We start from the raw sequence: 23,514 nt of genomic DNA on the forward strand, positions 1-23,514 counted from the left end.
CAGGTTGTGATCGGAAAGAAAGGAGAGCTCTGGCTCTCCTTTCTTTTTGGAGTAACCTATTAAAAACGCTACACTAAAAACAATAACACATCAGGAAAGCAGACATGGCGCACTCCCATTCCCACTCGCACACTCCCGGCAACGACAACGCTAAACGACTGATGCTGGCCTTTGGCGTCACGGCAACGTTTATGGTTATCGAGGTCATTGGCGGCCTGGTTTCCGGCTCTCTGGCGCTTCTGGCCGATGCCGGACACATGCTGACCGATGCCGCAGCGCTGCTCTTCGCCCTGCTGGCGGTACAGTTTGCGCGTCGTCCTCCGAATGCGCGCCACACCTTCGGCTGGCTGAGGCTGACAACCCTTGCCGCGTTTGTTAACGCCATTGCGCTGGTGGTCATTACCGTTCTTATCGTCTGGGAGGCCGTACAGCGTTTCAGACACCCGCAGCCGATCGCCGGGGCGACAATGATGGTGATTGCCGTGGCGGGGCTGCTGGCAAATATCCTGGCCTTCTGGATTTTGCACCGCGGCAGCGGGGAAAAGAACCTCAACGTACGCGCCGCGGCTCTGCATGTTCTGGGTGATTTGCTCGGCTCGGTCGGGGCGATTGTCGCCGCGCTGGTGATTCTCTACACCGGCTGGACGCCTGTCGATCCGATTCTGTCCGTGCTGGTGTCGTGTCTGGTCTTGCGCAGCGCCTGGCGGCTGCTGAAGGAGAGCGTGAATGAACTGCTTGAAGGGGCCCCGGCATCAATGGATATTGACGAGCTGAAGCGCAACCTGCGCCGTTCAGTCCCGGAAGTCCGCAACGTTCATCATGTGCACGTCTGGCTGGTGGGGGAAAAACCGGTCATGACGCTGCACGTTCAGGTCATTCCGCCTCACGACCACGATGCGCTGCTTGAACGCATCCAGCATTTTCTTGAACATCACTACGAAATTGGCCACGTCACTATCCAGATGGAGTATCAGCCCTGTAACGGGCCGGACTGCCACCTTAACGAGGCGCAGTCCGGACATTCACATCATCATCACCACTAGCTGGAAAGCGCGTGAGAACCTCGCTCACGCGCGCTTTTAATCCACATCCGGCTGCCGTTCAGCGCGATGAAGGTCAGCAGCAGATATTCCAGCGACATCGCATAGACGCCCTGCAGGGCGAAGATGGCCACGCTAATCACGTTGATGATGACCCACAGCAGCCAGTTCTCAACGTATTTACGAGTCATCAGGATCATCGCCGCAATCGACAGCACCATCATGCAGGAATCCCAGAACGGGAAGGCATCCGGCTGGAGGACAGGCATCGTCACGTTCAGGCCGAAACCGGACATGACCGAAACGGCAACGCGGGTCAGGAACGCAAACACCGGGTTGATATAGACGGTCATTAAGCCAATGGCGACCACGCAGGCGACAAACCAGGCGATGGCTTTCGGCAAGGGCAGCCAGCGGATCTGCAGCTCTGCCTCCTGCTGGCTGTTCTGACGCGACCACGCGTACCAGCCGTAGATATTGGCGGCGAAGAAGAACAGCTGTAAAAGCAGGCTGGCGTACAGCTGGATCTGGAAGAAGATAATCGCAAACAGCGTAACGTTAACGAGCCCGAACGCATAGTTGCTAATCTTCTCCAGGCTGGCGAGCCAGATACAGAGTAACCCCGCCAGCGTGCCAACGGCCTCAATCCATGACAGGTCATAGCCACCTGCACCAATCGGTATATGAACCAGAATGTTCTGCGTGCTAAAAAAATCCATCTTTTCCCCGGGGCGTTTTGAATTAAGTACGTAGTGTAGCCGCAAAATCCAGCATGCGGTTAAGCGGAATCAACGCACCTTCACGCAGAGCGGCGTCGACATGGATTTCATGTGCTGAACCGCCTGTCTCGAGCCCTTCGGCAATGGCCTTCAGGCCGTTCATCGCCATCCACGGGCAATGCGCACAGCTGCGGCACGTTGCGCCCTCGCCCGCCGTTGGCGCTTCAAGGAGCTCTTTCTCCGGCACGGCCTGCTGCATCTTGTAGAAGATACCGCGATCGGTCGCCACGATGAGCTGCTTGTGAGGCAACGTCCTGGCCGCGTTGATAAGCTGGCTGGTTGAGCCCACGGCATCCGCCATGTCGACTATCGACTGCGGTGATTCAGGGTGAACAAGGATCGCGGCGTCAGGATAAAGAGCCTTCATGCGCGCCAGCGCCTGGGTTTTGAATTCGTCATGCACAATGCAGGCCCCCTGCCAGCAGAGGACGTCAGCCCCCGTCTGCTTCTGGACGTAATTTCCAAGATGGCGGTCAGGCGCCCAGATAATTTTCTCGCCCAGGCTGTCCAGATGTTCAATCAGCTCAACGGCGATGCTGGAGGTGACAACCCAGTCTGCCCGCGCTTTTACCGCCGCAGAGGTGTTGGCGTAAACCACTACGGTCCGGTCAGGATGGGCGTCGCAGAAAGCGGTGAACTCGTCAATCGGGCAGCCGAGATCCAGCGAACACTCCGCGTTAAGCGTGGGCATCAGAATGGTTTTTTCAGGGCTCAGGATCTTTGCCGTTTCGCCCATAAAACGCACGCCAGCAACCAGTAGCGTGGAAGCGGGATGTCTTGCACCGAAGCGTGCCATCTCCAGTGAGTCAGAAATACAGCCGCCGGTCTCTTCCGCCAGCTGCTGAATTTCCGGGTCGGTGTAGTAATGGGCCACCATCACCGCATCTCGTTCTTTGAGAAGACGTTTGATCTTCTCGCGATAGAATTGCTTTTCATCCTGGCTCAGCGGGACAGGCTTTGGCGGAAACGGATAGATTGCGGCTTCAGGATCAAACATCACACTCATTATGGCTTCTCGTTTTACTGGCTTAACAATATTGCCTTTCTTTTGCATGACATAGCAAAACGCGTGGCAATTGTGTTTTGTATACTAAACAAGATAGCGAATATGAGCGGAAAAGTCACCGGAAATAGGTGCGGGTAGCATTTGTCGGCGGGCGGCTTCGCCTTACCCGACATGCACCGTCGGCAGATAGCAAAAAGGCGCCTTTAGGGCGCCTTTCTACACTGGTGGGTCGTGCAGGATTCGAACCTGCGACCAATTGATTAAAAGTCAACTGCTCTACCAACTGAGCTAACGACCCCTTGCGGGATGTACTTCAAATTTATTCAGGCTGGTGGGTCGTGCAGGATTCGAACCTGCGACCAATTGATTAAAAGTCAACTGCTCTACCAACTGAGCTAACGACCCATCTGGGTATTGCCTGAATTATCACTCGGAACCAATAAAATTGGTGGGTCGTGCAGGATTCGAACCTGCGACCAATTGATTAAAAGTCAACTGCTCTACCAACTGAGCTAACGACCCGAGTGGTGGGTGATGACGGGCTCGAACCGCCGACCCCCTCCGTGTAAAGGAGATGCTCTACCAACTGAGCTAATCACCCACTCTGTACTGCCGGTATGCGTTAAGTGGTGGGTCGTGCAGGATTCGAACCTGCGACCAATTGATTAAAAGTCAACTGCTCTACCAACTGAGCTAACGACCCACTTTTACGCTGTTTTCACGTTGTTTGATATCCCGTGGCAACGGCGGCATATATTACTGATTTAAGAATTCAGCGCAACAAAAATTTCGATGAAGATCACTTAACTGCTTACGAATCATGCTGCACGACCAGAAATAACGCGATTTCTGGTCATGCGGTAATCATCCCATCGAATTCAGACGTTTTTGCGCCTGCTTAGCACCTTCGGTACCCGGGAATTTAGAGACCACCTGCTGATAAACCGCTTTGGCTTTCGCAGTGTCGCCTTTGTCCTGCATGATGACGCCCACTTTGTACATCGCATCAGGCGCTTTTGGCGATTTCGGGTAATTTTTTACCACGGAGGCAAAATAAAACGCCGCATCGTCCTTTTTACCCTTGTTGTAATTCAGCTGACCGAGCCAGTAATTCGCATTTGGCTGATAAGTGGAATCAGGGTATTTCTTCACAAAGCTCTGAAACGCAGCAAGCGCGTCATCCTGACGAGATTGATCCTGCACCAGGGCAATCGCCGCGTTGTAGTCCGTATTCGCGTCACCGCTCTGTACAGGCGCACCTGTAGAAGCAGAAGCATCCGCAGCCGGAGCGGATGTCGCCGCACCGCTCTGATCGCCTGCTGCTGGCTGTGCTTGCGCACCACCACCGCTGCTCAGGCTATCTATCTGCAACAAGATTTGCTTCTGACGTTCCACAACCTGGTTAAGCTGATACTGGCTTTCCTGAATCTGACCGCGGAGAGAGTCAATATCATTCTGGTTATCGGAGAGCTGTTGCTGGAGTTGGGTTAAAAGCTGGCTGTGAGCGTTAGAAATACGCTCGAGTTGAGTGACCCGGTCTTCTACCGAGCCTGAGCCGACACTACTGATTGGTGCCTGAGCAAAAGCGGCCCAGGGGGCCGCTATTCCAACCAGTAACGACAGACTCAACAGATGATGTCTGAAGTTACTGCTCATGCAATTCTCTTAGTAAACCAGTACGGCACGACGGTTTTTGGAGTAAGCCGCTTCGTCGTGACCCAGTACTGCAGGTTTTTCTTTACCGTAAGAAACGATGGAGATCTGGTCAGCAGAAACGCCTTTACCCTGCAGGTACATTTTAACAGCGTTAGCACGACGTTCACCCAGGGAGATGTTGTACTCTGGAGTACCACGTTCGTCCGCGTGACCTTCTACGGTGACTTTGTAAGATGGGTTGCTACGCAGGAAGTTAGCGTGCGCATCCAGCATCGCAGCGAAGTCAGAACGGATGTCGTATTTATCCAGATCGAAGTAAACGATGTTGTTCTGCTGCAGCTGCTGCATCTGAAGACGCGCTTGCTCTTCAGAAGACATGTTGCCATTGCCGTTCGCGTCCATACCGGTGCCGGCACCCATCATGCCTTCGCCGCTCTGGTCATTGCTTGCGTTCTTGTTAGAAGAACACGCTGCGATTGCCATTACAGGCAGAGCGATCATCAGCCCCTTCAGCACTTTGTTCAGTTGCATTTCTATGATTCCTTTAGTAATCAATTAATTATTATTTACAGATACGGCGACCAGGCAGGTGATTTTACCTGTCCATCAGTTGCCGGAATACGCGCTTTGAAACGCCCATCTGTAGAAACCAGATTCAGCACAGATCCCATCCCCTGAGAAGAGCTGTAGATTACCATCGTGCCGTTAGGTGCCAGACTTGGCGTTTCATCCAGGAACGTTGACGACAGAACTTGAACGCCACCCGCTACCAGATCTTGTTTGGCAATGTGCTGCTGCCCACCGTTGGAGCTCACCATTACCATAAATTTACCGTCGCTGCTCACGTCTGAGTTCTGGTTCTGCGAACCTTCCCAGGTAATACGCTGCGGAGCACCGCCGTTGACGTTGACTTTATAGATTTGTGGACGGCCAGCCTGGTCAGAGGTAAACGCCAGGTTTTGACTGTCCGGGAACCATGAAGGTTCGGTGTTGTTGCTGCGACCGTCGGTCACCTGACGGATCTGGCCAGAGCCAATGTCCATCACGTACAGGTTAAGGCTACCGGTTTTTGACAGCGCAAACGCCAGTTTAGACCCGTCCGGAGAGAAGGAAGGCGCACCGTTGTGACGTGGGAAAGATGCCACCTGACGAACAGCACCGTTTGCCAGCGTCTGGATAACCAGCGCTGAACGGCCGCTTTCGAAGGTCACATAGGCCAGTTTAGAACCGTCCGGAGACCAGGCTGGAGACATCAGCGGCTGTGAAGAACGTTTCACCAGGAACTGGTTATAGCCGTCGTAGTCAGATACGCGCAGCTCATACGGGAACTGACCACCGTTGGTCTGCACCACATAAGCAATACGGGTACGGAACGCCCCTTTAATGCCGGTCAGTTTTTCAAATACCGCATCGCTGGCAGCGTGTGCCGCGTAGCGCAGGTACTGTTTAGTGACCTTGTAAGAGTTCTGTGCCAGAACGGTACCCGGTGCACCGCCGGTATCCACCAGCTGCCAGGCCACGTTGTAGGAGCCGTCCGGGTTAGGCGTAACCTGACCCACAACCACGGCATCAATACCCAGCGCAGACCATGCCGCAGGCTGTACTTCCTGCGCGCTACCCGGCTGCTGAGGCAGACGAGAACGATCTAACGGGTTGAATTTACCGCTGTTACGCAGGTCAGCCGCCACGATGCCACCGGCATCTTCAGGTGCAGCGCCAGGACCGGCCCACTGGAACGGAACAACACCGATTGGGCGTGCCGAGTCCACCCCCTGGGTGATCTCGATACGTACTTCTGCGTGCAGTACTGCTGCCCACAGCATCAAAAAACCAAATGCTACACGTAATGCCTGCTTCATCATATCTCCCTTATCTGGGTAACCTTACCCGCGATAATTTAGCAGAATGTTAACAAACTCAAATAGACAAAACTACCAGAACCCTGTGACTAAACCTGGTCTATTTTTCCCCGTTTGCACGGGGAAAATGTAACTTAAGGTTTGAAGTCCAGCGGCGCATTTTTGAAGACTTCGTAAACGGCCTGAGACGGCGGTTTAGGCATCTTCGCCTGACGCGCTGCAGCCAGGGCCGCAGTACATAAAGCCGGGTCGCCACCTTCAGACTTAATATCGAGCAGCATGCCGTCCGGAGCCAGTTTTATACGCAACGTACACGTTTTACCGGTATAGGAAGACGCATCATAGAATCGGCTTTCAATAGCGGATTTAATCTGCGCGGCATAACCGTTGATTTCAGCCCCTGTCGCACCGTTACTCTTAGTGTTACCACTTCCCGTCGGCGCTGCGTTGTTTCCTTTCGCCCCGCCGCCCGTTTTCGGTGCATTCTTACCGGAGCTCAAATCGCCCAGCAGATCGTCAACCCCTGCGGCAGCAGCGGCTTTTTCAGCGGCGGCAGCCTTTTTGGCAGCCGCTTTTTCAGCTGCTGCTTTCTTATCGGCAGCGGCTTTCTCAGCTGCAGCTTTCTTATCGGCAGCAGCCTTCTCAGCTGCAGCTTTTTTATCGGCAGCGGCTTTTTCAGCAGCGGCAGCTTTTTCAGCAGCCGCTTTCTCAGCAGCAGCCGCTTTCTTCGCAGCCTCGGCAGCAGCTTTCTTCTCTGCGTCCTGAGCAGCTTTCTTCGCGGCTTCGGCTTCCGCTTTCTTCTGAGCATCGGCAGCAGCTTTCTTCGCGGCTTCGGCTTCAGCTTTCTTCTGGGCATCAGCTGCGGCTTTCTTCGCGGCTTCCGCTTCAGCTTTCTTCTGAGCATCAGCAGCGGCTTTCTTCGCCGCTTCTGCCGCTAATTTTGCCTGGGCATCAGCCTGTGCTTTGGCGTCCGCTGCGGCTTTTGCTGCCGCCTCTTCCGCCTGCTTTTGCTGTTCCTGTGCTTTCTTCGCGGCCTCTTCGGCTTGTTTCTGCTGTTCCGCCTGCTCTTTCGCGGCTTCCTGCGCCTGCAAACGTTCTTTCTCAAGCTGCTTCAGACGCTCCTGCTCTGCGGCCTGCTTTTCACGCAGTTCTTCCGCCTGCTGTTGCGACTGTTTTTCACGCTGCTCTTCAGCCCGTTTGGCACTCGCCTTCTGCTGTTGCTCGCGATTATAGTTCTGTACTACCGCACCGGGATCCACCATCACGGCGTCAATGGAAGACCCTCCACCGCCGCCGGCTGATGCATCAATATGCTCGTCGAACGAACTCCAGATCAGCGCTGCAAAGAGAATAACGTGCAGCACTGCGGAGACGATTATCGCTCGCTTAAGCTTGTCGTTCTGTTCGGTTGCCTTTGACACTATCGGTTCCCAAAAACTACGCGGATGATCAAATAGGTTGGGTCATTAAGCCAACTGACTTAACACCCGCACTATGTAGCAAGTTCAGCGCTTTAATAATTTCATCGTAGGGTACGTCTTTTGCGCCACCGATTAAGAAGACCGTTTTCGGATTTGACTCCAGGCGACGCTGGGCCTCAGCAATAACCTGCTCAGGCGGCAGCTGATCCATACGATCTTTCTCTACCACGACGCTGTATTGCCCTACGCCGGAAACCTCAATGATAACCGGAGGATCGTCATTGGTGCTCACCGCCTGTGATTCTGTCGCATCCGGCAGATCCACTTCCACGCTCTGGGTAATGATTGGCGCTGTCGCCATGAAGATCAGCAGCAGTACCAACAGGACGTCCAGCAGTGGAACGATATTGATTTCGGACTTGAGCTCGCGACGACCTCGTCCACGCGATCTGGCCATGGTTTACCCCTTGTTGCTCTCGGTGCTGGTAAACGCCTGACGGTGCAGAATCGCAGTGAACTCTTCCATAAAGTTGTCGTAGTTCAGTTCCAGTTTGTTCACGCGCTGGTTCAGACGGTTGTAAGCCATAACCGCCGGAATTGCCGCAAACAGACCGATAGCGGTCGCAATCAGTGCTTCAGCGATACCCGGTGCAACCATCTGCAACGTCGCCTGCTTCACCGCGCCCAGCGCGATAAAGGCGTGCATGATCCCCCACACGGTACCAAACAGGCCGATATACGGGCTGATGGAACCGACAGTGCCGAGGAATGGAATATGCGTTTCAAGGTTTTCCAGCTCGCGGTTCATAGAGATGCGCATCGCACGCGAGGCTCCTTCCACCACCGCTTCCGGCGCATGATTGTTTGCACGATGCAGACGGGCAAACTCTTTGAAACCGCTATAAAAAATTTGCTCGGAGCCTGTAAGGTTTTCACGGCGCCCCTGGCTTTCCTGATACAGACGAGAAAGCTCAATACCCGACCAGAACTTATCTTCAAACGCTTCGGCTTCACGGCCTGCGGCATTGAGGATACGCGTTCTCTGGATGATGATGGCCCAGGATGCGATTGAAAAACCAATCAAAATCAACATGATAAGTTTAACCAGAAGGCTTGCCTTCAGGAACAAATCAAGGATATTCATGTCAGTCACTGCTTAAACTCCGCGACAATAGACTTAGGAAGCGCACGAGGCTTCATTATGGTTGGATCAACACAAACAATCAGCACTTCAGCTGAGTTCAGTACGGTATTCTCTGCGTTGACTATCCGCTGCGTGAAAACCAGTGAGGTCCCGCGCATTGATGTAATTTCAGTTTGGACTTCGAGCATATCGTCGAGTCTGGCAGGCGCAAAATACTCAAGCGTCATCTTGCGAACCACGAAGGCAACTCGCTCAGCCAACAGCACCTGTTGACTAAAGTGATGATGGCGCAGCATCTCTGTGCGTGCCCGTTCATAAAAAGCAACGTAGCTGGCGTGGTAAACCACACCACCGGCATCGGTATCTTCGTAATAGACACGAACCGGCCATCGAAACAGCGTTGTATTCACTTTACATCCCGGTAATGCAACAAAAGTTAATGCTTTTAAACTTCGCTACTATACGCGCGGGAATGATGGTTTGGAATGGGAGAAAGTAAACGGAGAGTAAATTTTTATGGGCTCGGGTAAGCCCATAACGTTAACGGACATTTCTTATTCAGAAGAAGAAGAAAATCAAACCGGCGAGAAGCACCAGATCGGCAATCAGCGGGCAAAAAATTCCCTGCCAGTGAACGGCTTTCGGACGAAAGCCCACGCCGTGGATCACACCTGCGCACACCGCCCACATAATGAGGAAGCCGTGCCAGATTTCAAGCTCGCTGGTTTTCGCTGCAAAGCGCGAAGGGTCCCAGAAGATACAACCTGCCAGCAGTAATGCCATCACTAAAGAAAGCGCCCGTAACGGGCGCTTATCCATTACCGCATATAACATTGCGATAATATTCATTAGTGTTTTTCTTCACCCGCTTTGGTCGCTTCGACGTGCTCAAGCGCCAGGGCAGTGATGACACCAAATGCACAGGCAAGAAGCGTCCCTAAAATCCATGCGAAATACCACATATTCAGCTCCTTACTTAGTACATAGAGTGGGTGTTGCTTTCGATATGTTCTTTAGTGATACGACCGAACATTTTCCAGTAACACCAGGTGGTGTAGAGCAGGATAATCGGTACGAACACGCAAGCAACATACGTCATCAGGTTCAGCGTCAGCTGGCTGGAGGTTGCATCCCACATGGTCAGGCTAGCATTCAGCATGGTGCTGGATGGCATGACGAATGGGAACATCGCAATACCCGCCGTCAGGATGATGCACGCCAGGGTCAGTGATGAGAACACGAACGCCAGAGCGCCTTTCTCCAGACGAGACGTCAGCACGGTCAGCAGCGGCAGCAGCACGCCCAGAGCAGGAATAGCCCACAGCGCAGGGGTGTTGTTAAAGTTCACCAGCCAGGCTCCCGCCTGACGCGCCACTTCTTTGGTCAGCGGGTTAGACGGTGCAGTATGGTTAATCGCAGACGTCACCACGTAACCATCAATACCGTACACTACCCACACACCGGCCAGTGCGAAGCAGACCAGCGTCACCAGCGCGGCAACCTGAGCCGTCGCGCGAGAACGCAGGTGCAGTTCACCAACCGTGCGCATCTGCAGATAGGTTGCGCCCTGAGTGATGATCATCGCCACGCTCACCACGCCGGCCAGCAGACCAAACGGGTTCAGCAGCTGGAAGAAGTTACCGGTGTAGTAAAGACGCATGTATTCGTCCAGGTGGAACGGCACGCCCTGCAGCAGGTTACCGAACGCCACGCCGATCACCAGCGGTGGAACGAAGCTACCGATGAAGATGCCCCAGTCCCACATGTTGCGCCAGCGGGTATCTTCAATCTTGGAACGGTAGTCGAAACCGACCGGACGGAAGAATAAAGAGGCCAGCACCAGGATCATCGCCACGTAGAAGCCGGAGAACGCAGCCGCGTAGACCATCGGCCAGGCAGCGAACAGCGCGCCGCCTGCGGTGATCAGCCACACCTGGTTACCGTCCCAGTGCGGGGCGATGGAGTTGATCATGATTCGACGCTCGGTGTCATTACGACCGAGGAAACGGGTGAGCATCCCCACCCCCATGTCGAAACCATCCGTGACGGCGAAACCGATCAGCAGAACGCCGACCAACAGCCACCAGATAAAACGCAATACTTCATAATCGATCATTTGATGACTCCTGTCTTAGCGTGCCGGCTGAGTAGTCGCAGTGGACTGCTCGTAGTGATAGCGACCGGTTTTCAGGCTGCTTGGGCCAAGGCGCGCGAACTTGAACATCAGGAACAGTTCAGCCACCAGGAACAGGGTGTACAGACCACAAATCAGCAGCATGGAGAAGATCAGATCGCCCGCTGTCAGGGATGAGTTCGCTACCGCCGTTGGCAGTACCTCACCAATCGCCCATGGCTGACGGCCATACTCCGCAACAAACCAGCCGGATTCGATCGCGATCCACGGCAGTGGAATACCGTACAGCGCGGTGCGCAGCAGCCATTTTTTCTCGCCGATGCGGTTGCGGATCACGGACCAGAAGGACGCCGCAATGATCAGCAGCATGATGATGCCGCAGCCCACCATGATACGGAATGCGAAGTACAGTGGCGCAACGCGTGGAATCGAGTCTTTGGTTGCCATCTGGATCTGCGCTTCTGTCGCATCAGAAACGTTCGGGGTATAACGTTTCAGGAGCAGACCGTAACCCAGATCTTTCTTCACACTGTTGAACTGGTCGCGAACAGCCTGATCGGTAGAACCAGCACGCAGCTGTTCCAGCAGCGAGTAGGCTTTCATACCGTTACGGATACGCTCTTCATGCTGAACCATCAGCTCTTTCAGACCGGTCACCTGCTTATCAACAGAACGAGTGGCGATGATACCCAGTGCGTAAGGGATTTGAATAGCGAAGCGGTTTTCCTGCGCATCCTGATCGGGAACACCGAACAGCGTGAAGGCAGCAGGCGCCGGTTGGGTTTCCCATTCGGCTTCAATTGCGGCCAGTTTGGTTTTCTGCACGTCGCCCATTTCGTAACCGGATTCATCACCCAGAACGATAACAGAGAGGATTGCAGCCATACCAAAGCTTGCAGCGATAGCAAAGGAGCGCTTAGCAAACGCGAAGTCACGACCGCGCAGCATGTAGTAAGAACTGATACCCAGGACAAACATCGCGCCGCACACATAGCCAGAAGCGACGGTGTGAACGAATTTAACCTGCGCAACCGGGTTCAGGACCAGTTCGGCAAAGCTGACCATCTCCATACGCATGGTTTCGAAGTTGAAATCAGACGCGATAGGGTTCTGCATCCAGCCGTTCGCTACCAGGATCCACAGCGCGGACAGGTTCGAACCTAATGCCACCAGCCAGGTCACCGCCATATGCTGGACTTTACCCAGACGGTCCCAGCCGAAGAAGAACAGACCTACAAAGGTGGATTCGAGGAAGAAGGCCATCAGACCTTCAATGGCCAGCGGCGCACCGAAGATATCCCCAACATAGTGGGAATAGTAAGACCAGTTAGTCCCGAACTGGAACTCCATGGTCAGACCGGTTGCCACGCCCAGTGCGAAGTTGATACCAAACAACTTGCCCCAGAACTTGGTCATATCTTTATAAATCTGTTTGCCGGAGAGAACGTATACCGTTTCCATAATGGCCAGCAGGAACGCCATACCGAGCGTCAGTGGCACAAACAGGAAGTGGTACATCGCGGTCAAGGCAAACTGTAAGCGCGACAGTTCGACTATATCTAACATCATGACTCCTTGCTCATCGCATGAAGACTCCGAGAGTGAACCCCGTCAGAGAGAGATCCACACGCATGCCCCAATACAAATTATTCGCATCCTTGTCGTCGTTATTACCCTGAAGGAGGATAAAAACGATGACGTGAGGTTACAAATACGTTAATAAAAAACTCAAATTGATCCCGCAAATATAATACGCTGCAAAACCCTTACAATAAACAGGTTTTTATTGAATCACATTTACGTTTTTCGACGGTGATCAATTTATAGCAAAATTACCACTTTTCGGCCATTTTGATCGGGGACAATTTAGCGCCTTTTGATGGGTTTTTCCAAGGATTAAACTTTGATTTAAATCAAAAACAATCCGTTATGTTAATTGTGTTCTGATGTGGTGAACATAGTAAAAACCATGTTAAAGATATGTATATAAAATACAATTAAGGTTATCGAATCGACGGGTGAATATAAACAGAAGTGATTTTTATTAACCTAGTAGCCTGAATGCCTCATTTATTCAGGACATAAATTTTAGTTCGTTTTTCGTTTTTTTCCATCGGCTCTCTTTAAGGTAAATAAATAACAATTATTTTACTTTTACACCCTCTGTAATTAACACCTATTTGTGACTATTGCATGACGCCCGGCAGACAAAAAAAAGGCCGCTTTACAGCGGCCAACCATGTCGAAACGGACATTTTTATACTTCAACGCCCCCCTTTCGGGGAGCAGAGAGGACTTACTTAATGATGGATTTCAGTGCTTCGCCGATATCCGCCAGGCTGCGAACGGTCTTCACGCCTGCGGCTTCCAGCGCTGCGAATTTCTCATCAGCCGTACCTTTACCACCGGCGATGATCGCGCCTGCGTGACCCATACGCTTGCCTTTCGGCGCGGTCACACCCGCGATGTAACCCACAACCGGCTTGGTCACGTGTTCTTTGATGTAAGCAGCCGCTTCTTCTTCCGCGCTACCACCGATTTCACCGATCATCACGATCGCTTCGGTCTGTGGATCTTCCTGGAACAGCTTCAGGATGTCGATGAAGTTAGAGCCAGGGATCGGGTCACCGCCGATGCCCACGCAGGTGGACTGGCCGAAGCCGTAATCGGTGGTCTGCTTCACTGCTTCATAGGTCAGGGTACCGGAACGGGACACGATGCCCACTTTGCCCGGCTTGTGAATGTGGCCCGGCATGATGCCGATTTTGCATTCGCCTGGGGTGATAACGCCAGGGCAGTTCGGGCCGATCATGCGCACGCCTGCTTCATCCAGCTTCACCTTCACGGTCAGCATATCCAGCGTCGGGATGCCTTCAGTGATGGTGATGATTAGCTTGATGCCTGCATCAATCGCTTCCAGAATGGAGTCTTTGCAGAACGGCGCCGGAACGTAGATCACGGTCGCGGTTGCGCCCGTCGCTTCTACGGCTTCACGCACGGTGTTGAACACCGGCAGGCCCAGGTGCGTGGTACCGCCTTTACCTGGCGTTACGCCGCCAACCATCTGCGTGCCGTAGGCAATCGCCTGTTCGGAGTGGAAAGTCCCCTGGCTACCGGTGAAGCCCTGGCAGATAACCTTGGTATCTTTATTAATTAAAACTGACATTATTTCCCCTCCACTGCGGCAACAACCTGCTGAGCTGCATCCGTCAGACTTTTCGCTGCAATAATATTCAGGCCGCTGTCAGCCAGTTTTTTCGCGCCGAGTTCAGCGTTGTTACCTTCCAGACGCACAACAACCGGAACGTTAACACCCACTTCTTCTACCGCACCGATGATACCGTCGGCGATCAGGTCACAGCGGACGATGCCGCCGAAGATGTTAACCAGAACGGCCTTCACGTTGTCGTCAGAGAGGATGATTTTGAACGCTTCGGTTACGCGCTCTTTGGTTGCGCCACCGCCTACGTCGAGGAAGTTAGCTGGCTCACCGCCGTGCAGCTTAACGATGTCCATGGTGCCCATTGCCAGGCCCGCACCGTTAACCATACAGCCGATGTTGCCGTCCAGCGCCACGTAGTTCAGCTCCCACTGTGCAGCCTGCGCTTCACGCGGGTCTTCCTGAGACTGATCGCGCATTTCGCGCAGGTCGGACTGGCGGAACAGCGCGTTGCCGTCAGCGCCCAGCTTGCCGTCAAGGCAGATCAGGTCGCCCTGGGTGGTGATCACCAGCGGGTTGATCTCGATCAGCGCCAGGTCGCGCTCCAGGAAGATGTTCGCCAGACCCATGAAGATTTTGGTGAACTGCTGAACCAGCTTGCCTTCCAGACCCAGTTTGAACGCCAGCTCGCGACCCTGGTAAGGCATTGGGCCCGCCAGCGGATCGATTGCCACTTTGTGGATCAGGTGCGGGGTCTCTTCCGCCACTTTCTCGATTTCCACGCCGCCTTCGGTAGACGCCATGAACACCACGCGACGGGAGCTACGGTCAACAACCGCGCCCAGGTACAGTTCTTTCGCGATGTCGGTCGCCGCTTCAACCAGGATCTGGTTAACCGGCTGGCCGTTCGCATCTGTCTGGTACGTTACCAGACGCTTGCCGAGCCAATGTTCAGCAAACGCACGAATCTCTTCTTTGCTCTTAACAACCTTCACACCGCCCGCTTTACCACGGCCACCAGCGTGAACCTGACACTTAACTACCCACGGGCCGGCACCGATTTTAGATGCAGCTTCTTCTGCTTCACGCGGGGTAGTACAGGCATAACCCACCGGAGCCGGTAAGCCATACCGGGCAAACAGCTGTTTGGCCTGATATTCATGTAAGTTCATGTGTTCTATCCATCCTTCAGGGTAATCGTTATCTTCAAACCTGTAGACCGGCGCAGTCTGTGTGCCGGATGGCGCTACGCTTATCCGGCCTACAGGGCAGGTGATGCTAAATAGTCACTAGACGTCCAGCAGCAGACGCGTTGGATCTTCCAGCAGCTCTTTAATCGCGACCAGGAAGCCCACGGACTCGCGGCCGTCGATCAGGCGGTGGTCGTAAGAGAGCGCCAGGTACATCATTGGCAGGATCTCCACTTTACCGTCTACCGCCATCGGGCGATCTTTAATGGCATGCATACCCAGGATCGCGCTCTGCGGCGGGTTAATGATCGGGGTAGACATCAGCGAGCCGAATACACCGCCGTTGGTAATGGTGAAGTTACCGCCGGTCAGGTCGTCTACGGTCAGCTTGCCGTCGCGGCCTTTAACAGCCAGCTCTTTAATGTTTTTCTCGATGTCAGCCATACCCAGGGTATCCACATCACGCAGAACCGGCGTTACCAGGCCACGTGGGGTAGAAACCGCCATGCTGACGTCGAAATAGTTGTGGTAAACCACGTCATCGCCATCAATAGACGCGTTCACTTCCGGGTAGCGTTTCAGCGCTTCAACTACCGCTTTCACGTAGAAGGACATAAAGCCCAGACGGATACCGTGACGTTTTTCAAACGCGTCACCGTACTGCTTACGCAGGTCCATGATTGGCTTCATGTTCACTTCGTTGAAGGTGGTCAGCATCGCGGTGGAGTTTTTCGCCTCCAGCAGACGCTCGGCCACGCGCTTACGCAGGCGAGTCATTGGCACGCGTTTTTCGCTGCGGGCGCCCAGAGCAGGCTGTGCTGCCGGTGCTGCCACAGGGGCTTTCGCTTCTGCCTGAGCAGGCGCTTTCGCCAGGTGCTTGTCGATGTCTTCGCGGGTCAGACGACCGCCCACACCGGTGCCTTTGATGGCTGCCGGGTCAAGGCTATGTTCAGCCAGCAGGCGACGGATCGCCGGGCTGAGGGCGTCGTTAGACTGTTCTTCCAGAGAAGCCTGCTGGCGCTGAGCCGGCGTAGAGGCTTTCTCTTCAGATTTCGCGCTGGACTCTTTGCCCGCGCTGTTGCCTTCACGCAGGCGACCCAGGATCTGACGAGAGGTAACGGTGGTACCTTCATCTTCCAGCACCGCGTCCAGAACGCCATCCGCCGAAGCCGGTACTTCCAGTACCACTTTGTCAGTTTCGATTTCTACCAGCACTTCATCGCGCTTAACGGCATCGCCTGGTTTTTTGTGCCAGGTAGCGACGGTCGCATCTGCTACGGATTCAGGCAGGTCGGGAACAAGAATATCTACGCTACTCATTTTGTATCCTTTAATTAATCGACGTTCAGCGCGTCATTGACCAGATCTTGTTGCTGCTTCTGGTGAACGGACATATACCCTACCGCCGGAGAGGCGGAGGCCGGGCGACCTGCATAGCGCAGGGCTGACCCAAATGGAATCACTTCACGGAAATGATGCTGGCTGCAGTACCATGCGCCCTGGTTGAGCGGCTCTTCCTGGCACCAGACAAAATCATGTACGTGAGCATATTGTTTCAGCACTTCCTGCATCGCCTGATGCGGGAACGGATAAAGCTGTTCGATACGCACGATGGCGACATCTTTCTGATCGTTCTTGCGGCGCTGTTCCAGCAGGTCGTAATAAACCTTACCAGAACACATTACGACACGCTTCACGGCCTGCGGATCCAGCTCGTCAACTTCACCGATGGCCGGCTGGAAGGTACCGTTCGCCAGTTCTTCCAGGCTGGACACCGCCAGCGGATGACGCAGCAGGGATTTTGGCGACATCACCACCAGCGGACGGCGCATACCGCGCAGCGCCTGACGACGCAGCATGTGGTAGACCTGAGCCGGGGTGGACGGCACGCAGACCTGCATGTTCTGCTCGGCGCAGAGCTGCAGATAACGTTCCAGACGCGCGGAGGAGTGCTCCGGACCCTGCCCTTCATAACCGTGCGGCAGCAGCATCACCAGGCCACACATACGGCCCCATTTCTGCTCGCCGGAGGAGATGAACTGGTCGATAACTACCTGCGCGCCGTTGGCGAAGTCGCCGAACTGCGCTTCCCAGATGGTCAGGGTGCGTGGTTCAGCGGTGGCGTAACCGTATTCGAAGGCCAGTACCGCTTCTTCAGACAGCACGGAGTCCCAGACCTTGAACTGGCCCTGACCGTTGTGCACGTGCTGCAGCGGGGTGTAGGTTGAACCGTTGGACTGGTTGTGAACAACCGCGTGACGGTGGAAGAAGGTACCACGGCCCGCATCTTCACCGGACAGACGAACAGGAATGCCTTCGTCAACCAGCGTTGCGTAGGCCAGCGTTTCCGCACCGCCCCAGTCAAACAGCTTCTCACCTGCCGCCATGGACTGACGGTCAGCGTAGATTTTCTGCACGCGAGACTGCATCTCGATAGCGTCCGGTACGGTGCTGATGCGTTTAGCCAGCTCCTGCAGGCGCTTCATCTCCACCTTGTTCGGGTAGCTCTCATCCCACTCGTGGTTGAGGTACGGCGACCAGGTAAAGGAGTGCATGTTCATCGGACGCAGCTCTTTCACCACGCATTCACCCGCATCCAGCGCGTCGCGATAGAGGTTGACCAGCTCGGTCGCATCTTCCAGCGTCGCCACTTTGTCCGCTTCCAGCTTGTCAGCATAGATTTTGCGCGGCGTTGGGTGTTTTTTGATTTTCTGATACATCAACGGCTGGGTTGCACTTGGCTCATCCGCTTCGTTGTGGCCGTGACGGCGGTAGCAGAAGAGGTCAATGAACACATCGCGTTTAAAGGTATTACGGAAGTCCAGCGCCAGACGGGTAACGAAAGCCACGGCTTCCGGGTCATCCGCGTTAACGTGGAAGATTGGCGCCTGCACCATCTTACCGATGTCTGTGCAGTACGGGGTAGAACGCGCATCCAGCGGGTTAGAGGTGGTAAAGCCCACCTGGTTGTTGATCACGATGCGAACGGTACCGCCCACTTCGTAACCACGCGCTTTCGACATGTTCAGGGTTTCCTGAACCACGCCCTGCCCTGTTACCGCCGCATCACCGTGGATGGTGATAGGCAGCACTTTATTGCTGCTCGGCTCGTCCAGACGATCCAGACGCGCACGCACGGAACCGATAACCACCGGGCTAACGATTTCCAGGTGTGACGGGTTAAACGCCAGCGCCAGGTGAACCAGACCGCCTTCGGTTTCGATATCAGACGAGAAGCCCATGTGGTACTTCACGTCGCCGGTGCCGAGGTGTTCTTTATGTTTGCCCGCGAATTCGTCGAACAGGTCCTGCGGTTTTTTACCCAGCACGTTGATCAGTACGTTCAGACGGCCGCGGTGCGCCATACCCAGAACGACTTCACGGGTACCGCTCTTGCCTGCGTGACGAATCAGCTCTTTCAGCATCGGCACCAGCGCGTCGCCGCCTTCCAGCGAGAAGCGTTTTGCGCCCGGGAATTTCGCGCCCAGATAGCGCTCAAGCCCTTCCGCTGCGGTCAGCTCGTTCAGGAAGCGTTTTTTCTCGTCAGCCGAGAAGTTCGCGTGGCCCGCTACGGATTCGATACGCTGCTGGATCCAGCGTTTCTCTTCGGTAGAGGTAATGTGCATGTATTCCGCGCCGATGGAGCCGCAGTAGGTTTGCTTGAGCGCGTCAATCAGATCGCCCAGCTTCATCGTGTCTTTGCCGATGGCAAAGGAACCTACGTTAAAGCTTTCCTGGAAATCGGCCTCGGTCAGATCGTGATACGCCGGATCGAGATCGGCCACACGGTCTTGTTTCCACAGTCCCAGCGGATCGAGATTCGCATGCTGGTGACCGCGGAAGCGATAAGCGTTGATAAGCTGCAGGACTTTAACCTGCTTCGCATTGGTGTCAGGGTCGGAAATCGCAGAAGAGTAACGTGAGGCATCCTTCGCCAGACGACGGAAATAATCACGTGTTTTGGAATGGAATTGATCCGGTTTGACCCCTGTGCCAGGCAACTGCTGGAACATGGAACGCCAGTTTGCGTCCACTGAGTCAGGATCGGTTAAGAAGTCTTCATAGAGCTGTTCAATCCAGCTCTGGTTCGCACCAGAAAGGAAAGAAGAGTCCAGCCAGGCTTTCATTGCGCCGTTCTGCATCGTGATCCCTTAAGCATTTTTATGCTTACTTTCGCCGTAGAAACTACCACGCACACCACGTGTACGTGCCGGGGTTCACCTGCGAGCTCTTTTCATTTGGCCCGCGAAGGAACCTTTAGAAACTGTCTAGACTTCAGGGCAGTTTTTAAAGGTTTCTGCAATTTGCCCGGTGACGCTACGCTTACCGGGCCTACTGTTACGTAGGCCGGATAAGCGCAGCGCCATCCGGCGTTTTTACTTACGCACTGCGCTGCAGCAGCATCGACTTAATATGGCCGATGGCGCGCGTCGGGTTCAGCCCCTTCGGACACACACTGACGCAGTTCATGATGCTATGGCAGCGGAATACGCTGAAAGCGTCACTCAGTCCTTCCAGACGGCTGTCGGTTTCGGTGTCGCGGCTATCGATCAGGAAGCGATAGGCAGCCAGCAGACCGGCCGGGCCGATAAACTTGTCCGGGTTCCACCAGAACGACGGGCAGGACGTTGAACAGCATGCGCAGAGAATACACTCGTACAGCCCATCGAGTTTTTCACGCTGCTCAGGAGACTGTAAGTGCTCGCGAGCGGGTGGATTTTGCCCATTATTCAATAAGTAAGGCTTAATCTTCTCATATTGTGCATAGAATTGCCCCATGTCTACCACCAAATCACGCACGACCGGCAGGCCTGGCAGAGGACGGATAACAATTTTCTGACCAGGGCGCTGCAACGCTGAAATTGGCGTGATGCAGGCGAGGCCATTTTTGCCGTTCATGTTCACCCCGTCAGAGCCACACACCCCTTCACGGCAGGAGCGACGGAACGACAGCGTTGGATCTTTCTCTTTCAGCTGGATTAAGGCATCCAGCAGCATCATGTCGCGACCTTCTTCCGCTTCCAGGGTGTAATCCTGCATACGCGGAGCGTCGTCTACATCCGGGTTATAACGATAAACTGAGAATTCGAGTTTCATTATCCTGTCTCCGCATTAGTAAGTACGAATCTTCGGCGGGAACGCCGGACGCAGTTTCGGTTCCATATTGACGCTACGACGCGTCATGGATTCCGACTCTGGCAGATACAGGGAATGGCACAGCCAGTTTTCGTCATCACGATCCGGGAAGTCGAAGCGGCTATGCGCGCCACGGCTTTCGGTGCGGAAGTTTGCCGACATCGCGGTCGCGAACGCGGTTTCCATCAGGTTATCCAGCTCCAGGCACTCAACGCGCTGGGTGTTGAACTCGCTGGAGGTGTCGTCCAGACGGGCATTTTTCAGACGCTCGCGGATCGCTTTCAGCTGCTCAAGACCTTTCGCCATCGCGTCACCTTCGCGGAATACCGAGAAGTTGTGCTGCATACATTCCTGCAGCGCTTTACGGATTTCCACCGGATCTTCGCCGTTACGGTTGCCGTTCCAGCGGTTGAGGCGCTCAAGAGAGGCATCAATTTCGTCGTCGGTTGCATCACGCAGCGCGCCCTGCTCGGCAATGGATTCCTGCAGATGCAGACCCACTGCACGACCAAACACCACCAGGTCCAGCAGAGAGTTGCCGCCCAGACGGTTTGCGCCGTGTACGGATACGCAGGCAATTTCGCCCACCGCGAACAGGCCAGGAATGACAACGTCTTCGCCCTGCTCGTTCACGGTCAGCGCCTGACCGGTCACTTTGGTCGGAATACCGCCCATCATGTAGTGGCAGGTTGGAATAACCGGAATCGGCTCTTTCACCGGGTCGACGTGTGCGAAGGTGCGGGACAGTTCCAGGATGCCCGGCAGACGGGATTCCAGCACTTCTTTACCCAGATGGTCGAGCTTCAGCTTCGCGTGTGGACCCCATGGGCCGTCACAGCCGCGGCCTTCACGGATTTCGATCATGATGGAACGCGCCACCACGTCACGACCCGCCAGGTCTTTCGCATTCGGGGCATAACGCTCCATGAAGCGCTCGCCGTGCTTGTTCAGCAGGTAACCACCTTCACCGCGACAGCCTTCCGTCACCAGAACGCCCGCACCGGCGATACCGGTTGGGTGGAACTGCCACATTTCCATATCCTGCACCGGCACGCCCGCGCGGATAGCCATACCGACACCGTCACCGGTGTTGATGTGGGCGTTGGTGGTGGACTGATAGATACGGCCTGCGCCGCCGGTCGCCAGCACGGTAGCGCGGGCTTTGAAGTAAACCACTTCACCGGTTTCGATGCACAGCGCGGTACAGCCGACGACTGCGCCATCGGCGTTTTTCACCAGATCCAGCGCATACCACTCGGAGAAGATGGTGGTGTGGTTTTTCAGGTTCTGCTGATACAGGGTATGCAGCAGTGCGTGACCGGTACGGTCAGCCGCCGCCGCGGTACGTGCCGCCTGCTCGCCGCCGAAGTTTTTCGACTGGCCGCCAAACGGACGCTGATAGATAGTGCCATTTTCCAGACGGGAGAACGGCAGACCCATATGGTCCAGCTCCAGAATCGCTTCCGGGCCGGTTTTACACATATATTCGATGGCATCCTGGTCGCCGATGTAGTCGGAACCTTTTACCGTGTCATACATGTGCCATTCCCAGTTGTCTTCATGGGAGTTACCCAGCGCAACGGTGATACCGCCCTGCGCAGACACGGTGTGGGAACGGGTCGGGAACACTTTAGAGAGCAGCGCACAGGTCTGGCCGCTCTGGGAAATTTGCAGTGCGGCACGCATACCTGCGCCACCGGCACCAATCACAACAGCATCAAATTCTCTGACTGGCAGTTTCATTACACACCCCACACCACAACGAATCCATAAATAACGTAAACCACCAGTGCAACAACAATGGCCAGCTGCAGCGGGAGGCGAATCGCCAGCGGTTTAACGTAATCGGTCAACACCTGCCACATGCCAATCCAGGCATGAATAAGGATGGAGAACAGAGCCAGCAGGGTGAACACTTTGGTGAAGGCGGAGCCGAAGAACCCACTCCAGATTTCCCACGTCAGCGTGCCGCTGGTCGCGAAGAAACCAATCATATAGATGATGTAAAGCGTGAGAACGATGGCGGTAGCACGGACCAGGATGAAGTCATGTACGCCGTTGCGTCCTAATGCGGAGGCGTTGCTTACCATACGAGAACTCCTGCGAGAAGTGAAAGCACGACTGTAATCACAAATGAAATGTTAGCGGAGCGTTTCCCGGCTTCGAACGTTTCTTCCAGGTAGCCAAAGTCCATCAGCATATGGCGAACACCCACAACAACGTGGTACGCCAGCGCGGTCAGAATGCCCCACATGATGAATTTCACGAAGAAGCTGTTCATGATGGCAGAGGCCTGGAGGAATCCTTCAGGGGAAGAGAGGCTGGTGCCCAGTAACCACAGTAAAATACCGACCGCCACAAACGTAATCACACCAGAAACACGGTGCAGAATGGACGCTATTGCTGTTACAGGGAACCGGATCGTTTTGAGATCCAGATTGACAGGTCTTTGTTTTTTCACATTTCTTATCATGAATAACGCCCACATGCTGTTCTTATTGTTTCCTTCCTCCGGACTGCGATGCGGGTCAAGCAGCGTTCCTTTTCTATAACTGCGCGTCATGCAAAACATTGCTTCCAAATGCTAAAACGACACGTTACAACGCTGGGTGGCTCGGGATTGCAGGGTGTTCCGGAGACCTGGCGGCAGTATAGGCCGTTCACAAAATCATTACAATTAACCTACATACAGTTTGTCGGGTTTTCTCTGGAACAGTGATCAGGGTCACGATAACAACATCTTTTTAATTTTTAATCATCTGATTTGACAAATGTTAAACAATATTGTTACAAACGTCAGCAGAAAAGGCATATAATGCGCAAAAGTTATGAGGTCTCACTTTCACCTGACAAATAGTTATGTAACAGTGTGATGGTATTGACCGAAGTTATCAGGACAGTTATTAGTGATATACAGGTTTGAATAATTCGGACTGCAAAAACGCTGATTTGCTGTTGTTTCACTGATATTTCATTCGTTTACCTGCAA

22 protein-coding genes and 5 tRNA genes are annotated in these 23,514 nt (G+C 54.2%); 1 reads left to right on the forward strand and 26 read right to left on the reverse strand.

The features are described from left to right. The first annotated feature begins 104 nt into the window (after positions 1–104). Complete coding sequence (gene zitB / locus V4835_RS17130) at positions 105–1,043, forward strand: CDF family zinc transporter ZitB (RefSeq protein WP_331412984.1); 939 nt, start codon at positions 105–107, stop codon at positions 1,041–1,043. Here zitB and pnuC read toward each other — a convergent pair. The 26 genes from pnuC to sdhC form a co-directional block, all read right to left on the reverse strand. Beyond that, positions 1,040–1,759 carry a nicotinamide riboside transporter PnuC gene (pnuC, locus tag V4835_RS17135; RefSeq protein WP_331412985.1) on the reverse strand — a complete coding sequence of 240 codons (720 nt, stop codon included), beginning with the start codon at positions 1,757–1,759 and terminating at the stop codon, positions 1,040–1,042. The genes zitB and pnuC overlap by 4 nt on opposite strands. Positions 1,760–1,781: 22 nt before the next feature. Continuing rightward, positions 1,782–2,825, reverse strand: coding sequence for a quinolinate synthase NadA (nadA, locus tag V4835_RS17140; protein ID WP_331412986.1), 1,044 nt, complete (start codon positions 2,823–2,825; stop codon positions 1,782–1,784). A 222-nt stretch (positions 2,826–3,047) separates the two neighbouring features. Continuing rightward, a tRNA-Lys gene (locus tag V4835_RS17145) sits at positions 3,048–3,123 on the reverse strand. A 31-nt stretch (positions 3,124–3,154) separates the two neighbouring features. Next, a tRNA-Lys gene (locus V4835_RS17150) sits at positions 3,155–3,230 on the reverse strand. A gap of 41 nt (positions 3,231–3,271) precedes the next feature. Next, positions 3,272–3,347, reverse strand: a tRNA-Lys gene (locus V4835_RS17155). A gap of 3 nt (positions 3,348–3,350) precedes the next feature. Next, positions 3,351–3,426 (reverse strand) — tRNA-Val (locus tag V4835_RS17160). A gap of 26 nt (positions 3,427–3,452) precedes the next feature. Further along, positions 3,453–3,528 (reverse strand) — tRNA-Lys (locus V4835_RS17165). A gap of 161 nt (positions 3,529–3,689) precedes the next feature. Beyond that, positions 3,690–4,481, reverse strand: coding sequence for a cell division protein CpoB (cpoB, locus tag V4835_RS17170; protein WP_331412987.1), 792 nt, complete (start codon positions 4,479–4,481; stop codon positions 3,690–3,692). Between the two features lie 9 nt (positions 4,482–4,490). Next, positions 4,491–5,012, reverse strand: a complete 522-nt coding sequence (pal, locus tag V4835_RS17175; protein ID WP_003858578.1) for a peptidoglycan-associated lipoprotein Pal — start codon at positions 5,010–5,012, stop codon at positions 4,491–4,493. A gap of 35 nt (positions 5,013–5,047) precedes the next feature. Then, positions 5,048–6,340 (reverse strand): Tol-Pal system beta propeller repeat protein TolB, encoded by a 1,293-nt coding sequence (gene tolB, locus V4835_RS17180; protein WP_063143146.1) that lies wholly within the window; start codon positions 6,338–6,340, stop codon positions 5,048–5,050. Between the two features lie 134 nt (positions 6,341–6,474). After that, a complete protein-coding gene (gene tolA / locus V4835_RS17185) occupies positions 6,475–7,761 on the reverse strand; it encodes a cell envelope integrity protein TolA (protein WP_063143147.1) in 1,287 nt (428 codons plus the stop codon). 28 nt (positions 7,762–7,789) lie between these two features. Next, on the reverse strand, positions 7,790–8,218 hold the full coding sequence (tolR, locus tag V4835_RS17190) for a colicin uptake protein TolR (protein ID WP_003858589.1): 429 nt from the start codon (positions 8,216–8,218) through the stop codon (positions 7,790–7,792). A 3-nt stretch (positions 8,219–8,221) separates the two neighbouring features. Further along, positions 8,222–8,914, reverse strand: a complete 693-nt coding sequence (gene tolQ / locus V4835_RS17195) for a Tol-Pal system protein TolQ (protein WP_008501101.1) — start codon at positions 8,912–8,914, stop codon at positions 8,222–8,224. Next, positions 8,911–9,315 carry a tol-pal system-associated acyl-CoA thioesterase gene (ybgC, locus tag V4835_RS17200; protein WP_003858593.1) on the reverse strand — a complete coding sequence of 135 codons (405 nt, stop codon included), beginning with the start codon at positions 9,313–9,315 and terminating at the stop codon, positions 8,911–8,913. The genes tolQ and ybgC overlap by 4 nt, the downstream gene beginning before the upstream one ends. 148 nt (positions 9,316–9,463) lie before the next feature. After that, entirely contained in the window at positions 9,464–9,754 is a 291-nt protein-coding gene (gene ybgE, locus V4835_RS17205) for a cyd operon protein YbgE (RefSeq protein ID WP_133550023.1), read from the reverse strand. After that, positions 9,754–9,867, reverse strand: a complete 114-nt coding sequence (gene cydX / locus V4835_RS17210; protein WP_003858598.1) for a cytochrome bd-I oxidase subunit CydX — start codon at positions 9,865–9,867, stop codon at positions 9,754–9,756. The genes ybgE and cydX overlap by 1 nt, the downstream gene beginning before the upstream one ends. Before the next feature lie 14 nt (positions 9,868–9,881). Then, entirely contained in the window at positions 9,882–11,021 is a 1,140-nt protein-coding gene (gene cydB / locus V4835_RS17215) for a cytochrome d ubiquinol oxidase subunit II (protein ID WP_039261312.1), read from the reverse strand. A gap of 15 nt (positions 11,022–11,036) precedes the next feature. Then, positions 11,037–12,605 (reverse strand): cytochrome ubiquinol oxidase subunit I, encoded by a 1,569-nt coding sequence (cydA, locus tag V4835_RS17220; RefSeq protein ID WP_063143149.1) that lies wholly within the window; start codon positions 12,603–12,605, stop codon positions 11,037–11,039. Between the two features lie 730 nt (positions 12,606–13,335). Further along, the gene (sucD, locus tag V4835_RS17225; RefSeq protein WP_008501094.1) at positions 13,336–14,205 is read right to left on the reverse strand and encodes a succinate--CoA ligase subunit alpha; all 870 of its coding nucleotides are present in this window, start codon (positions 14,203–14,205) and stop codon (positions 13,336–13,338) included. After that, positions 14,205–15,371 carry an ADP-forming succinate--CoA ligase subunit beta gene (sucC, locus tag V4835_RS17230; protein ID WP_047347067.1) on the reverse strand — a complete coding sequence of 389 codons (1,167 nt, stop codon included), beginning with the start codon at positions 15,369–15,371 and terminating at the stop codon, positions 14,205–14,207. The genes sucD and sucC overlap by 1 nt, the downstream gene beginning before the upstream one ends. A gap of 117 nt (positions 15,372–15,488) precedes the next feature. Beyond that, complete coding sequence (gene odhB, locus V4835_RS17235; RefSeq protein ID WP_041910762.1) at positions 15,489–16,709, reverse strand: 2-oxoglutarate dehydrogenase complex dihydrolipoyllysine-residue succinyltransferase; 1,221 nt, start codon at positions 16,707–16,709, stop codon at positions 15,489–15,491. A gap of 14 nt (positions 16,710–16,723) precedes the next feature. Beyond that, the gene (gene sucA / locus V4835_RS17240; protein WP_331412989.1) at positions 16,724–19,531 is read right to left on the reverse strand and encodes a 2-oxoglutarate dehydrogenase E1 component; all 2,808 of its coding nucleotides are present in this window, start codon (positions 19,529–19,531) and stop codon (positions 16,724–16,726) included. A 238-nt stretch (positions 19,532–19,769) separates the two neighbouring features. Further along, positions 19,770–20,486, reverse strand: a complete 717-nt coding sequence (gene sdhB, locus V4835_RS17245; protein WP_008501090.1) for a succinate dehydrogenase iron-sulfur subunit SdhB — start codon at positions 20,484–20,486, stop codon at positions 19,770–19,772. 15 nt (positions 20,487–20,501) lie between these two features. After that, positions 20,502–22,268: a succinate dehydrogenase flavoprotein subunit gene (sdhA, locus tag V4835_RS17250; protein WP_014883036.1), complete on the reverse strand. Its 1,767-nt coding sequence runs from the start codon at positions 22,266–22,268 to the stop codon at positions 20,502–20,504. Further along, positions 22,268–22,615, reverse strand: coding sequence for a succinate dehydrogenase membrane anchor subunit (sdhD, locus tag V4835_RS17255; protein WP_008501088.1), 348 nt, complete (start codon positions 22,613–22,615; stop codon positions 22,268–22,270). Before sdhD ends, sdhA begins: the two co-directional genes overlap by 1 nt. After that, on the reverse strand, positions 22,609–23,013 hold the full coding sequence (sdhC, locus tag V4835_RS17260) for a succinate dehydrogenase cytochrome b556 subunit (protein WP_020684965.1): 405 nt from the start codon (positions 23,011–23,013) through the stop codon (positions 22,609–22,611). The genes sdhD and sdhC overlap by 7 nt, the downstream gene beginning before the upstream one ends. Between the last annotated feature and the right edge of the window lie 501 nt (positions 23,014–23,514).

Source organism: Enterobacter cloacae complex sp. CARB60 (assembly GCF_036487345.1).
Taxonomy (GTDB): Bacteria; Pseudomonadota; Gammaproteobacteria; order Enterobacterales; family Enterobacteriaceae; genus Enterobacter; species Enterobacter asburiae_D.